9 protein-coding genes are annotated in these 14,326 nt (G+C 63.5%); 5 read left to right on the top strand and 4 right to left on the bottom strand.

Features of this window, described 5'->3' with window-relative positions:
* The first annotated feature begins 118 nt into the window (after window positions 1–118).
* Window positions 119–1,579, top strand: a complete 1,461-nt coding sequence (locus DLM46_RS22760) for a DEAD/DEAH box helicase (RefSeq protein WP_115104092.1) — start codon at window positions 119–121, stop codon at window positions 1,577–1,579.
* 201 nt (window positions 1,580–1,780) lie between these two features.
* Here DLM46_RS22760 and gluQRS read toward each other — a convergent pair whose 3' ends face one another.
* Together gluQRS and DLM46_RS22750 are read right to left on the bottom strand one after the other, a co-directional pair.
* On the bottom strand, window positions 1,781–2,674 hold the full coding sequence (gluQRS, locus tag DLM46_RS22755) for a tRNA glutamyl-Q(34) synthetase GluQRS (protein WP_115104090.1): 894 nt from the start codon (window positions 2,672–2,674) through the stop codon (window positions 1,781–1,783).
* Between the two features lie 42 nt (window positions 2,675–2,716).
* Window positions 2,717–3,580 carry a sulfurtransferase gene (locus DLM46_RS22750; protein WP_115104287.1) on the bottom strand — a complete coding sequence of 288 codons (864 nt, stop codon included), beginning with the start codon at window positions 3,578–3,580 and terminating at the stop codon, window positions 2,717–2,719.
* A gap of 372 nt (window positions 3,581–3,952) precedes the next feature.
* On the opposite strand from DLM46_RS22750, the gene dnaE reads away from it, so the two are divergent.
* Window positions 3,953–7,528, top strand: a complete 3,576-nt coding sequence (gene dnaE, locus DLM46_RS22745; protein WP_115104044.1) for a DNA polymerase III subunit alpha — start codon at window positions 3,953–3,955, stop codon at window positions 7,526–7,528.
* Here dnaE and DLM46_RS22740 read toward each other — a convergent pair.
* Complete coding sequence (locus tag DLM46_RS22740) at window positions 7,522–8,304, bottom strand: glycosyltransferase family 2 protein (protein ID WP_115104042.1); 783 nt, start codon at window positions 8,302–8,304, stop codon at window positions 7,522–7,524. The two genes, dnaE and DLM46_RS22740, sit on opposite strands and share 7 nt — an antisense overlap.
* Before the next feature lie 242 nt (window positions 8,305–8,546).
* Between DLM46_RS22740 and msbA the strand changes: the two genes are divergently transcribed.
* Window positions 8,547–10,340, top strand: coding sequence for a lipid A export permease/ATP-binding protein MsbA (gene msbA, locus DLM46_RS22735; protein WP_115104039.1), 1,794 nt, complete (start codon window positions 8,547–8,549; stop codon window positions 10,338–10,340).
* 115 nt (window positions 10,341–10,455) lie between these two features.
* Here the strand turns inward: msbA and DLM46_RS22730 are convergent, their stop codons facing one another.
* Entirely contained in the window at window positions 10,456–11,625 is a 1,170-nt protein-coding gene (locus DLM46_RS22730) for a glycosyltransferase family 9 protein (RefSeq protein WP_244306332.1), read from the bottom strand.
* A 316-nt stretch (window positions 11,626–11,941) separates the two neighbouring features.
* On the opposite strand from DLM46_RS22730, the gene DLM46_RS22725 reads away from it, so the two are divergent.
* Entirely contained in the window at window positions 11,942–13,288 is a 1,347-nt protein-coding gene (locus DLM46_RS22725; RefSeq protein ID WP_115104037.1) for an O-antigen ligase family protein, read from the top strand.
* A 16-nt stretch (window positions 13,289–13,304) separates the two neighbouring features.
* Complete coding sequence (locus tag DLM46_RS22720) at window positions 13,305–14,300, top strand: glycosyltransferase family 2 protein (RefSeq protein WP_115104034.1); 996 nt, start codon at window positions 13,305–13,307, stop codon at window positions 14,298–14,300.
* Window positions 14,301–14,326 lie beyond the last annotated feature (26 nt).

Below are 14,326 nucleotides of genomic sequence, written 5' to 3'. Positions count from 1 at the left end.
CCCGCAATTCCGACGGGTCCCGTGCGGAACGCCGTGGCTCCGCCTTCATCCTGATGCCTTCTGCGGTTCCGACCGCTGCCGCGCGCACGCGCCAAGCGCATTTTTAGCGAAAGCCACCATGTCCGACACAGCCGTCACGCCCAGCACTGCGACTTTTGATCAATTCGGTCTCGCGCCCGACATCCTGAAAGCCGTCAAAGAATCGGGCTACACCACGCCTACGCCGATCCAGGAGCAGGCGATTCCCGTCGTGCTGGCCGGGCGTGACGTCATGGGCGCCGCGCAAACCGGCACCGGCAAGACGGCCAGCTTCTCGCTGCCGATCATCCAGCGCTTGCTGCCGCAGGCCAGCACGAGCGCATCGCCCGCCCGCCATCCGGTGCGCGCGCTGATCCTCACGCCGACCCGCGAACTGGCCGATCAGGTCGCCGCGAACGTGCAGGCGTATGCGAAACACACGGCGCTGCGCAGCGCCGTGGTGTTCGGCGGCGTCGATATGAATCCGCAATCCGAGCAACTTCGCCGCGGCGTCGAAATCCTGATCGCCACACCGGGCCGTTTGCTCGATCACGTGCAACAGAAAACCGCCAACCTCGGCCAGGTGCAGATTCTCGTGCTCGACGAAGCCGACCGGATGCTCGACATGGGCTTCCTGCCCGATCTGCAGCGCATCCTGAACCTGCTGCCGAAGGAGCGTCAGACGCTGCTGTTTTCGGCCACGTTCTCGGGTGAAATCAAGAAGCTCGCGGCCACTTACCTGCGCAATCCGCAGACGATCGAAGTCGCGCGCAGCAATTCGACTGCGACCAATGTGACGCAGATCGTTTATGAGGTCCCCGAAGGCGACAAGACCGGCGCGGTGGTGCAACTGATTCGTGAACGCGGCCTCAAGCAGGTGATCGTGTTCTGTAACAGCAAGATTGGTGCAAGCCGTCTGGCGCGGAGTCTGGAACGCGATGGCGTTGTCGCTACTGCGATTCATGGCGACCGCACGCAGAATGAGCGCATGCAGGCTCTGGACGCTTTCAAGCGTGGCGAGATCGAGGCGCTGGTCGCTACTGACGTGGCGGCGCGTGGGTTGGATATCGCCGAGCTGCCTGCTGTTATCAATTTCGATCTGCCGTTCAACGCGGAAGATTATGTGCACCGGATCGGGCGCACCGGGCGTGCTGGCGCTTCCGGCGATGCTTTGTCGTTGTGCAGCCCGAATGAGCGTAAGCAGCTCGCCGATATCGAGAAGCTGATCAAGCGGCCGCTGGATGTGCAACGCTTGACTGTCGATACGCCGGTGCGGCATCACCATGAAGAGCGGGCGCCGCGGCGCGAGCGCGAAGGGCGCGATGAGCGGGCGGGGCGCCGGCGTTCCGGGGCCGCTTCTTCGGTTTCGTTCGATCGTCCGCATCATCATCGTGCTCAGCCTGTGGATGATTTCTTCCTCAAACCGTATGAGCCGTCGCCTTCTTCCGTTCGGAAAGTCGACGAGGCTGCCGCGTCTGCGGCTCCGCAGAAGTCTTCGTCCAAACAGCCGCTGGCTGCACTGCTGGGTGGGTTCGGGATGCCGAGGAAGTCTACTTCCTGATTCTGGTATCTGCTCGTTGGGCTTTCCTTGGCCTTTCTTTGGTCTTAAGCGGGATTCTCGCGCCGGCATGGTAGCGGGACATCGGGTCCGCGTTCCCGCGTCTTTCGCGCTAGTGCTAGTGGCGAGGCGGCCATTCTTCCGGCGGGGCTGCGCGCGCCGCAGCGGTATTTCTACAGCCGCTGGCCGTGCTCGACTCGTGTCCTAGCGCCCCGTTTTGCGCACACCCATTCGCCGTGCCCATGCCGACGTTGCCGCAGCATAAAAGCCTTCTGGCGTCGTATGCCCGGCGCTCCCTAACTCCAGTCCCAGATACCGTGCGGCTGCGCCAAGCGCTTCGAGCGGTGTTTCAGCATCCAGCGCGATAGCGCCGTTTTGCTTACTGAGCTTTTCACCCTGGTCGTTCGTGACGACCGGCACATGCAGGTACTCGGGCGTCGGCACGCCGAGGCAGCGCTGCAGGTAAATCTGCCGCGCCGTCGAATCCATCAGGTCCGCGCCTCGTACGACGTGCGTCACGCCCGCGTCGGCGTCGTCCACCACCACCGCCAGTTGATACGCCCACTGGCCGTCCGCTCGCTTCAGCACGAAATCACCGACCTCGGTGGCCAGGTTCTGTGTCTGTGTGCCCTGCCAACGGTCTTCGAATGTCATCACCGCAGCTTGGCCGTCCGGCACGCGCAGACGCCATGCGCGCGCAGGCTTGCCGTGCAGGCCGTCGCGGCACGTGCCGGGGTACGCGAGTGTGGTGTTGCGCGCGTGCGCATGCAATAACGAATCGGCAATCTCCTTGCGCGTGCAGCCGCACGGGTAGATCAAGCCGGTAGCCTTCAGCTGCTCCAGTGTTTCCTGATACCGTGCGATGCGCCGGCTTTGCCAGACCGGCGGCTCGTCGGCGTGCAGGCCGAAACGCGCGAGCGTGGCGAGTATGTCTTCGGCGGCGCCTGGAACCGCGCGCGGCGCGTCGATGTCTTCGATACGCACGAGCCATGCGCCGCCATGCGCACGCGCGTCCAGCCAGCTTGCGAGCGCGCTGACCAGCGAGCCGAAATGCAACGGCCCTGTAGGAGATGGCGCAAAGCGTCCGCGATAAGCCATGGGTTTGACGGGTGGATTATTGCGCGCTAGGGATGGCGCTCGTCACGCGGCGCGTGCAGCCTTGCTGTCCGGATGGCATTCCGGACACGTCTTGCCCGCCACATACAACGGCGATTGCTGCGCTTGCGGTGTGACCACCGCGCGGCAGCCGAAGCATTGCACGGTCGCGGTCGGTTCCAGTTGCGGATTGAGCGCGGTGCGATAGTCGAACACGAAGCAGTCGCCGTGGTAATGCGCGCCGCCCACTTCCTCGAAATACTTGAGGATGCCGCCTTCGAGCTGGTACACGTTCTCGATGCCGACTTCCTTCATATGGATCGCGGCCTTCTCGCAACGGATCCCGCCGGTGCAGAAGGACACGACCGTCTTGCCCTGGAGGTCGGCACGGTTTTGCTCGATGACTTCGGGAAACTCGCTGAATTTCGTAATGCGGTAGTCGAGCGCGTCGTCGAAGGTGCCGACGTCCACTTCGAACGCATTGCGCGTGTCGAGCATCACGACCGGCCGGCCTTCGTCGTCGTGGCCGCGGTCGAGCCAGGTTTTCAGCGTGGGTGCGTCGACGAACGGCGCGCGGCCGAGTTCCGGCCGGATCGCCGGCTTTTTCATCGTGATGATCTCGCGCTTGAGCTTGACCAGCATGCGGCGAAACGGCTGCTTTTCCGACGGGCTTTCCTTGAACTGCAGATTTGCGAACTTGCCCTCGAACAGCGGATCGTGGCGGATGTAGTCGATAAACGCGTCCGCCGCGGCGCGCGTGCCGGCGACGAACAGATTGATGCCTTCCGGCGCCAGCAGCACGGTGCCGCGCAAGCCGAGCGCGCTGCAGCGCTCGGTGACGAAAGGCCGCCATGCGGCTGTGTTTTCGATAGTCGCGAAGTGATACGCGGCGAGATTGACGATGCTCATGTTTGTCCAGCGGTAAAAAGCGGCCAGCGGCGTGAGAGCGGCGCGCATTGAGCCGCTGTGTGGCGCGGCCACGTCGAAAGGGTGAAACCCGTATTATCCCTCAAGCCGACGCTTCGACCGACTCGGCCGAATGGTCAGCCTGTTGCGCCAGCGCAAAGCGCGCACGAATCTGGGCCGCGTTGGCGCCCGACGTGCGCCTTCGCGCGATCGAGGCGCACAGATTGCGCGCGTTGTTCAAACCCAGTGTTCAACCCCGTTGTTCCACCCGTTCGCCGCCGCCGGACGCCGGCGCGCGGTGCTCACGCGTTGAGTCCCTGGCCGAACGGCCAACGCGCGGGTTTGGCCTGAAAACTCCGGGAGGGTGGAGTTACAATGTCGCCCATGTCAGATCCTCGCTTCGTTCATCTCCGCGTTCACTCCGAATTCTCGATTGCCGATGGCATCGTGCGCCTCGACGACATCGTCAAGGCCGCCGCCAAAGATGGTCAGGGCGCGCTCGCCCTCACCGATCTCGGTAACGCGTTCGGCCTCGTCCGTTTCTACAAGGAAGCCCGTGGCAAAGGGGTCAAACCCATTGCCGGCTGCGACGTCTGGATCACCAATCCGGACGACCGCGAAAAGCCCTCGCGCCTGTTGCTGCTGGTCAAAGACCGGCGCGGCTATCTGAATCTGTGCGAACTGCTCAGCAAGGCTTCGCTCACGAACCAGTATCGCGGCCGCGCGGAAGTCGAAGCCGGCTGGCTCGAGTCCGGTCTGGGCGAAGGCCTGCTTGCGTTGTCCGGCGCACAACAGGGCGACATCGGTCTGGCGTTGGCCGCCGGTAACGAAGAGGCGGCGAAGCGCAACGCGCAGCACTGGGCGAAGGTGTTTCCGAACGGCTTCTATATCGAGTTGCAACGCTGCGGCCAGCCGGGCGGCGAGCAGTACGTGCAGCAGGCGGTGGCGCTCGCGGCGTCGCTGAAACTGCCGGTGGCCGCCACACACCCGATGCAGTTCATGACGCCGGACGATTTCACCGCGCACGAGGCGCGCGTGTGTATTTCCGAAGGCGACATTCTGGCGAATCCGCGCCGCTCGAAACGCTTTACGGCCGAGCAGCATTTCCACACGCAGGAAGAGATGACTGCGCTGTTCGCGGACATTCCAGCGGCGCTCGCCAATACCGTCGAAATCGCCAGGCGCTGCAACCTGACGCTCGAACTCGGCAAGCCGAAGCTGCCGCTGTTTCCGACGCCCGACGGCATGTCGCTGGACGACTACCTCGTGCATCTGTCGAAGGAAGGTCTGGAGAAGCGGCTCGAGCAGCTGTACCCGGATCAGGCGGAACGGGACGCGCAGCGCGAAACGTACTACAAACGCCTCGAATTCGAGTGCGGCACGATCGTCAAGATGGGCTTTCCGGGCTACTTCCTGATCGTCGCGGACTTCATCAACTGGGCGAAGAACAACGGCGTGCCGGTCGGTCCGGGCCGGGGTTCGGGCGCGGGTTCGCTGGTCGCGTATGCGCTCGGCGTGACCGACCTCGATCCGCTGCGCTACAACCTGCTGTTCGAACGGTTCCTGAATCCGGAGCGGGTCTCGATGCCCGACTTCGACATCGACTTTTGCCAGCACGGCCGCGATCGCGTGATTCAGTACGTGAAGGACAAGTACGGTGCGGACGCCGTGTCGCAGATCGCCACGTTCGGTACGATGGCGGCGAAGGCCGCGGTGCGCGACATCGGCCGCGTGCTCGATCTGGGCTATATGTTCACGGACGGCATCGCCAAGCTGATTCCGTTCAAGCCGGGCAAGCACGTCACCATTGCCGACGCGATGAAGGAAGAGCCGCTCCTGCAGGAGCGCTTCGACAACGAAGACGAAGTGCATCAGTTGCTCGAACTCGCGCAGCGTGTGGAAGGCCTGACGCGTAACGTCGGCATGCACGCGGGCGGTGTGCTGATCGCGCCAGGCAAGCTGACCGATTTCTGCCCGCTTTACACGCAGGGCGACGAGAGCGGCGTCGTGAGCCAGTACGACAAGGATGACGTCGAGGCCGTCGGCCTCGTGAAGTTCGACTTTCTGGGCCTGACCACGCTGACGATTCTCGACTGGGCCGAACGCTATATCCGGCGCCTCGATCCGTCGAAGAAGGACTGGTCGCTCGCGCAAGTGCCGCTCGACGATCCGGCGTCGTTCTCGATCCTGAAGAAAGCGAATACGGTCGCCGTGTTCCAGCTGGAAAGCCGCGGCATGCAAGGCATGCTGAAAGACGCCCAGCCTGACCGTTTCGAGGACATCATCGCGCTGGTGGCGTTGTATCGTCCGGGCCCGATGGACCTGATTCCGAGCTTCTGTGCGCGTAAGCACGGCCGCGAAACGGTCGAGTATCCCGATCCGCGCGTCGAGCCGATCCTGAAAGAGACCTACGGCATCATGGTCTATCAGGAGCAGGTGATGCAGATGGCGCAGATCATCGGCGGCTACTCGCTCGGCGGCGCAGACTTGCTGCGTCGCGCGATGGGTAAGAAGAAGGCCGAGGAAATGGCCGAGCACCGCGCGTTGTTCCGCGAAGGTGCCGCGAAAAACGGCCTGAGTGCCGAGAAAGCCGACGAAATCTTCGACTTGATGGAGAAGTTCGCGGGCTACGGCTTCAACAAGTCGCACGCGGCTGCCTACGCGCTGCTCGCGTACCACACCGCATGGCTGAAGGCGCACCATCCGGCCGAATTCATGGCAGCCAATATGTCGCTCGCCATGGACGACACGGACAAGGTCAAGATTCTGTTCGAAGACTGCCTCACGAACGGGATGAAGGTGTTGCCGCCGGACGTCAACCAGTCGGCGTACCGTTTCGAACCGGTCGCGGAAGCGGACGGCAAGCGCTCGAAAACGATCCGTTACGGTCTTGGCGCGATCAAGGGCAGCGGCCAGAACGCGATCGAAGAAATCCTGCGCGCGCGCGAAGAAGGTCCGTTCATCGACATCTTCGATTTCTGCAATCGGATCGATCGCCGGATCGTCAATCGCCGGACGGTGGAGGCATTGATCCGCGCCGGCGCATTCGACACGTTGCATGCGAATCGCGCGCAGCTGATCGCATCGGTGTCGCTGGCAATGGAAGCCGCCGAGCAGGCGAGCGCCAACGCCATGCAGGCGGGTCTGTTCGACATGGGCGACGCGCCGTCGCAAGGTCATGAACTGCTCGACGAACCGGAATGGCCGGAAAAGAAGAAGTTGCAGGAAGAGAAGGCCGCGCTCGGCTTCTACCTGTCGGGCCATCTGTTCGATGCGTACAAGGACGAAGTGCGCCGTTTCGTGCGCCAGAAAATCGGCGATCTGAAGGAAGGGCGCGACAAGCTGGTGGCGGGCGTGATCGCGTCGCTGCGCACGCAGATGACCCAGCGCGGCAAGATGCTGATCGCGCTGCTCGACGACGGCACCGGCCAATGCGAAGTGACCGTCTTCAACGAGACCTTCGAAGCGCACAAGCAGCTGTTCAAGGAAGACGAACTGCTGGTCGTGCAGGGCCAGGCGCGTAATGACGCGTTCACGGGCGGCATTCGCTTCACTGTCGAGACGGTGATGGACCTCGGCCGCGCGCGTTGCCGTTACGCGGAAGCCGTCAAGGTTCAGATGAACGGCAATGCGGACGCCTCGGCGTTGCGGCGTGTGCTCGAAGCGCATAGCGCGGGCAAGGACGAGCCGCAGGCAGCGGCGGCGCCCGCTGCGTCAGTGCGGGGCGGTGGTGGTGGCGGCCGGAACGGCGGCGGCTATGGCGGTGGTGATGGCCGCCAGCGCCAGGCTGTCCAGATCCCGAATGGGCTCGCTGTGCAAGTGGTCTATCGCAGCGAGAATGCACAAGGGGAAATGCGTCTGGGCGACGCATGGCGCGTGAAACCTACCGACGAACTGCTGGCTGCATTGCGCGGCGAGTTCGCCGGAAGTTCGATCGAAATCGTCTATTGAGGCCGGGCGGGCGGAGTCGCCCGCGGCTTGTCCCCCAGTCGCGCCAGCTTCACGAACCGGTAGTACACCGTTTCCGCATTGAACACGGCGATCATGAATCCGGCACGGCCGTCGAGAAACCCGCGCCGCAAGAGGTAAGTCCGCACGAACGCCCACAGGCCGCGACCCACGGCCTTGCCGAAACTGCCGCGCTTGCCTGCTGCGTGACGCTGCTGAGCGCCTGCCGTCGAATACGTGTCGAGCTTGCGCAATACGCCCTCGAAGTCTTCGTACGAGTAGTGCATCAGCTTGCCGGTCAGGCGCTGCGCCGGCGTGTCGAACACCAGGCGCTCGTGCACCAGGTCGTCAGAAAAACGCGCCGCGCCGCGCTTGAACAGACGCGGAATCCAGTCCGGATACCAGCCGCTGTGCCGAATCCAGTGGCCGCAAAAGCTCGACAGGCGATCCACCGCGTAGACGTCGGTGGTGGGCGCGGCAAGGGCCGCGCGGATTGCCGCCGCAAGTTCCGGCGAGACGATTTCGTCGGCGTCGATCGAGAGTACCCAGGTGGTGGACAGCTGATCGAGCGCGCGGTTTTTTTGCGGACCGAAGCCAGGCCAGTCGGTTTGTTCGAGCACGCGGGCGCCGTGTGCGCGGGCGATCTCGACAGTACCGTCGGTGCTGCCGCCGTCGATCACGACGATCTGATCGGCGAAGGCCACGGCTTGCAGGCATTCGGCCAGCCGAGCCGCCGCGTTTCTGGTGATGATGGCGACGCCGAGGGTGGTTTCTTGCATACCTGAATTGCGTGGTGGGTGCGGAGTGACGGAATAGGTCGCGCAAGTATACACAGCACGGTGTACGGCGCAGCGCATGCGGCCGGACACGCCCGCCCGCCGGCAGCGGTCCTATCCCTTCCGGCCGGTTCATTAGCACCGGCCGTGCGATCCCCAACCGTTTACAATGCCGTATTTGATTTTTTGCGTAGCGGACATTCCGTCCGCCGCGCGGATGCCGTCCCGCATTCCCAGAGGATTCCTTGAGCGCGAAGCCAACGTTAAGCAAACCCATCGGTGCAGGTGAGGCGTCGTCGCCCGTCGTCGTCATGCGGCGCTTGTGGCCGTATATCAAGCCGCTGCTGTGGGTGATGATCGGCGCGATCGTCGCGATGGCCGTGAGCGCCAGCACCGACGCGGCGATTCCCGCTCTGCTCAAGCCGCTTCTGGACAAAGGCTTCGGCGCGCATGCCAGCGACCGCGCCAAATGGTTCGTGCCGGTTGCCGTGATCGGCCTTGCCCTGATTCGCGGGGTGTCGCAATACGCGTCCGGCTATCTGCTTGCCTACGTGTCGAACAAGATCCTGCTCGAACTGCGCCTGAAAATGTTCGACCGGATGATCCACTCGAGCGTGGCGTTTTTCCAGCGCGAAACCGCGAGCACGGTGATCAATGCGATCGTCTTCGAGGTGAACCAGATTCTCAACGTGCTGCTGAGCGTGCTGGTCACGCTGGTGCGCGATTCGCTGACCGTGTTGTTCCTGCTCGGCTATCTGTTCTACCTGAACTGGCGTCTCACGCTGATCGTCGCGGTCCTGCTGCCGGGGATCGGCTGGCTGGTCGGCAAGATCAACCGCCGTCTGCGGCGCCTGAACCGCGAGCATCAGCTGCTGACCAACGAGCTGTCGTACATCGTCGAAGAGACGGTGGGCGGCTACAAGGTCGTCAAGGTGCACAACGGCGAGCAGTATGAGATCGACCGCTTCACGTCGATGAGCCGGCGTTTGCGCGGCTACTCGATGCGGATGACGGTCTCCGGCGGTCTCGCGCAGCCGTTGACGCAATTCCTCGCATCGATTGCGCTCGCAGTGGTGATTACGATCGCGGTGGTGCAGTCGTCGTCGGATCAGACCACCGTCGGCGGCTTTGTCGCCTTCGTCACGTCGATGCTGCTGATCATCTCGCCGCTGAAGCACCTGATGGACGTGAACCAGCCGCTGCAACGCGGCATGACCGCGGCCGAGCTGATCTTCGGCCTGATCGACGAGCCGTCCGAGCCGGCCGGCGGCGGCAAGCCGCTCGATCGCGCATCGGGCGAAGTCGAATTCCGCGACGTGTCGTTCACGTACGGCAGCAACGCCACGCACAAGCGCCACACGCTCGACCACGTGTCGTTCAAGGTGGCGCCGGGCGAAATGGTCGCGCTGGCCGGTCCGTCGGGCAGCGGCAAGACCACGCTGGTAAATCTGCTGCCGCGCTTTTTCGATCCGACGGGCGGCGCGATTCTGGTCGACGGCGTCGCGCTGCCGGAATACGGCCTGCACGCGCTGCGCAGCCAGATCGCGATGGTGAGCCAGGACGTGGTGCTGTTCAACGATACAGTGGCGCAAAATGTCGCCTACGGCCAGAAGGCCGATCCGGGCAAGGTCAAGGCGGCGCTGCGCGCGGCCAACCTGTGGGATACCGTCGAGGCCATGCCGAACGGCATCGAAACGCTGATCGGCGACAACGGCATGATGCTGTCGGGCGGCCAGCGGCAACGTCTGGCGATCGCCCGCGCGATCTACAAGGATGCGCCGATCCTGATCCTCGACGAAGCGACGTCCGCGCTCGACTCCGAATCCGAGCGCCACGTGCAGGCCGCGCTGGAAACGCTGATGAAGGGCCGCACGACACTCGTGATCGCGCACCGTCTATCGACTATCGAGCGCGCGGACCGGATTCTGGTGATGGACGCAGGGCATATCCTGGAGCGCGGCAGTCATCGCGAGCTGCTGGCACAAAACGGGCTGTACGCGCATTTGCACCGCATCCAGTTCCAGCAGGACGCGGCATGAACGCGGCAAGACGCGGCAAGAACGTGGCATAAGCGCCATGGGCGTGGCACGTTCGTGACATAACCGTGATATGAGCGCGCGGGCGGCGGAAACATACGCCAGCCTACGCCGCCGCTCATGCCGCGGCGTCTGATTCCTTTGCCGCTAACCGCGAGAGTTGCGTGCTGATCGCGCTCATGATCGTTGCCGGCGCAATGTCGTCGACGTCGCCGGTACTCGGAATGCCGATCGAACGGCATGCTTCAGTCAGCCGCAGATAAGGCGGTTCGCGGTCGGAAAAGAGCGACACGCTTGGCGTTGGAGTCGAGTGGGCTACGTGCATCAGGCCGCCATCCGCGCCCACAAAAAGGCTTGCCCTCGCGACGATCTCGCGCGACTGCAGCAAGCTCAGCTTGCCGACACACGAGCTGATCTCCAGTTTGCCGAACTTCAGCTTCAGCAAGCTCTCCGCCATGCCGAGCCCATTGTCCGACCCGAGCAGAACGATCTGCTTCGGTATCTCCCGGTTGTCCGATTGATCGATGAGTTCGAGCAACCCGGCCCAGTGACGATAGGTACGGTTCGCGTCGAGTCCGCCGATGGCCAGTGCCAGATAGCGCCCGTCCGGCACGAACGGCCGGACCGAGTCGCGGGTTTGGGCCTGCGTCGCCAGGTAGGGCTTGCTCATCGATACGACGTCGGCAGCGCCGTAGCCGAGCGCGAAGACGTTGTTGACCGCTGCGTAGCTAAAGCAGGTCTGGTTGCGGTCCGGTCCGTAGAAATACTGGAACAGGCAGGCGAACGGCAAATCCCTGAAGTGCCGCGTCTTCAGTTTGATCGACGGCAGGTTGTACTCCGACATCAGGATTGCGTCGTAATGGCGGCCCTGCAGATCGCGTAAATCGGAAAACACGTGCTGGAACACGTCGTCTTCCGCGAACAGCGGGTGCAGGTGCGGCAGCGTGAACAGATCGATCGCGAAGCCACGGCCTTTCAGCAGCGCTCGTCCGGACATATCCATCGTGGCGTCGCCGAAATTGCGCTTGCCGGTGTAGATCCACAGTAGCCGTTTGCACGCGGCGGCGTTTCCGAGTTCAAGGCGCGTCTGGCCACGCCATGCCAGCAGCAGATATCTGTGCAGATATTTTTTGGCGATCTTCGCCCGCGAGGTCTTGCGCAGAAACACTTCGGGCTCGTGCGCGACGCCCGCATACGGGATGCGGGTGGAGCGGCTGACGGCCGACTCTAGGCTTCTTTTCACGGTGGCGGGCGCAATGCAGTAAAGCGCGCGCATCAATCGGTTCATTTCGGATCGTCGGAAATGGCGTGTTTTTCGGGCTACCGATGCCTGCAGTGCTCAAGACGCGGCAACTCGTGCGGGAGAGTTTGCGGTCCGTATGGTACAGCACACTCCTACATGCTTACTGAAACATTCCTGGGAGGTTTTCCAGCATGTTCTGGCACTACGATAGGAACCTTCCAGAGCGCGCTGTCGCTGGGGGACGGGGCGACCGGGCACCGCTGAATTACAGGATTAGGGCGGGAACCCGGTACAATAGAGAGGTTAATCTACCCGGTTACGCGCGCCGGCCCGCGCACGCAACTGGTCAAATTCCAGAGACATGTCGACGCCCACCAAAAATGCTTTCCTGAGCGTCAACTCACGAAGCCTGCTGCCCGCGTTATTCCTGCTCACGTATCCGTCGGCCACCTTGCTCTTTCACGGTGCCGGAAGTGCGTTGTCAATTGCGGCCGCGGTTATTTCGCTTGCATTGCTTGCCTCGCCGAGAGCGTGGACCGGCCTGCCGTCGATCCAATGGGATCAGGTCGATATTGCGCTGTGCGTTGCCACCGCATGCCCGGTCGTCGCGGTACTGGTCGGCGGCGCGTGGCACGGCGGCGTGGTGGCCAGCACGCTCGATTCGCCGTCGCGTTTCGTCGCCGCCGCACCGCTCGTCCTGGTGTTGCGCCGCTGCCTGCCGCGCACGCTCGAGTGGGCCGATCTGTCGTTCGCACTCGCCGCGCTGGCGTCGCTCGGCATTCTGCTGATCGCGCCGCGCGACTGGGGCTTCGGCCGGCTCAGCAGCCAGTTCCTGAATCCGATTCACTTCGGCGATATTGCGCTGCTGTTGGGCGTGCTCTCCATCCTGTCGCTGAACTGGTGGCGAAAAGACCGGCTGCTGGTGCGCGTCATCAAGGTGGCCGGGCTTTTCGCCGGACTCTGCGCGTCGCTGATCACCGGCTCGCGCGGCGGGTGGGTGGCCATTCCGGTGGTCGCCGTCATGATTCTGTACGTTCGCAGCCGCGGCAAGTCACGCAAGTGGAAGGTGTTGCTGCCGCTCACGATCGTTGCGATTCTGGCCGGCGTGTACGCGTTTTCGCCGACCGCGCGCGATCGGGTCGGCGACGTGTCGTCGGATGTGGTGAAGTACACGCACGGCGACAAAGACACGCCGCTCGGCATCCGTCTGCAGCTCTATGAGGCGGCGGCCCGGATCGTCGAGAGCCATCCGCTTCTGGGTCTCGGCGGCAACGGTTTCCGCAACAGCATGCAGTCGTTTGCCGACGCGGGCATGCTCACGCCGGCCGCCGCCCAGTTGGGCAGAGGCGAGGTGCATAACCAGATGTTCGCCTACATGACCGATTACGGCATCGTCGGCGGTCTGGCGCTGCTGGCCATCTACGTCGTGCCGGGGGTGATTTTCTGGCGGCGCCTGAGCGCGCCGGTCGACCCCGGGCGGCGGGCGGCGCTGATGGGGCTGACGTTTGTCGTGGCGTTCTGGATCTTCGGGCTGACGGTCGAGACGTTCGATCTGAAGATGACCGTGTCGTTCTACGCCAGCGTCATCGCGATCCTGGCCGCGCTCGCGACTTATGCCGACACGAAGGCAAACCGCGAGGCAAACCGCCAGGCAGGCAGCGGCGCATACAGCGAGGCCGCCCGCGCGGCGCGCGATTCCCGTCCATGAAGACCGTCACCACGTCATGTTCAGCATCCTGATTCCGAGTTGGAACAACCTGCCGTATCTGAAGCTGTGCATCGACAGCATCCGGCGTCATTCGGCGTTCGATCACGAGATCATCGTGCATGTGAACGAAGGCAGCGACGGCACGCTCGAATGGGTCCGCGCCGAAGGCATCCGCCATACGTGGAGCCACGGCAATGTCGGTGTCTGCCTCGCGCTGAACGATGTCGCGCGGCTCGCCACGCGGGACTGGATCCTGTTCCTGAACGACGACATGTTTTGCACGCCGGGCTGGGACCGCGCATTCGAGGCGAGCTTGCGCACGCTCGGCCACTCGTCGGCGTATCTGTCTTCGGTGCTGATCGAACCGGCCGACACCGGCAATGCAAACGTTACTGCCGCCAACTTCGGCACCGGCCCCGACAATTTCGACGAAGCCGGCTTGCTGTCCTACACCGCGAAGATGACTGCGCCTGATCGCGACGGCGTTGCCTTGCAGCCGATGCTGGTTAGCCGCCAACTGTGGCATACGGTGGGAGGCTACAGTATCGAGTTCGGCCCCGGCATGAGCAGCGATGACGATTTCCTGATGAAGCTGTGGCTGGTCGGTTGCCGCGTGTTCCGCTCGGTCGGCGCGAGCCGCATCTATCATTTCGGCTGCAAATCCACCGGACGCATTCGCCGCAATCGCGGCGGCCGGCAGTTCCTGATGAAGTGGGGCATCTCGCAACGCGACTTCACGCGCAACTATGTCCGGCAGACGGCGTCCGCCGCGACCGGCACGCTGGCCAACGTTCCGCGTGCGCCGTTCAAAAGCCGTCTCAAGCGCGTGATTTATGCGCTCGGCCGCTATCCGTTCGAGGATCTGGAAGGCTGGGAACCCAATCTTCCCGCGAAGCTCACCTTCATGAAGCCGTTTGGCGACAAGGTCGCGGAGAAGGCCAAGGACGAAGCCGGCAAGACCGGCGAGGTCAACAAGATCAACAAGATCGACGAAAAGGCCGGCGACAACTGATCCAGGCTGCCGCCGATCAGGCTCGG

The organism is Paraburkholderia lacunae, assembly GCF_003353175.1.
In the GTDB taxonomy this organism is placed as follows: Bacteria; Pseudomonadota; Gammaproteobacteria; order Burkholderiales; family Burkholderiaceae; genus Paraburkholderia; species Paraburkholderia lacunae.
The sequence above is the reverse complement of the archived record's forward strand: the minus strand, read 5'-3'. Positions and strand labels throughout refer to the sequence as shown.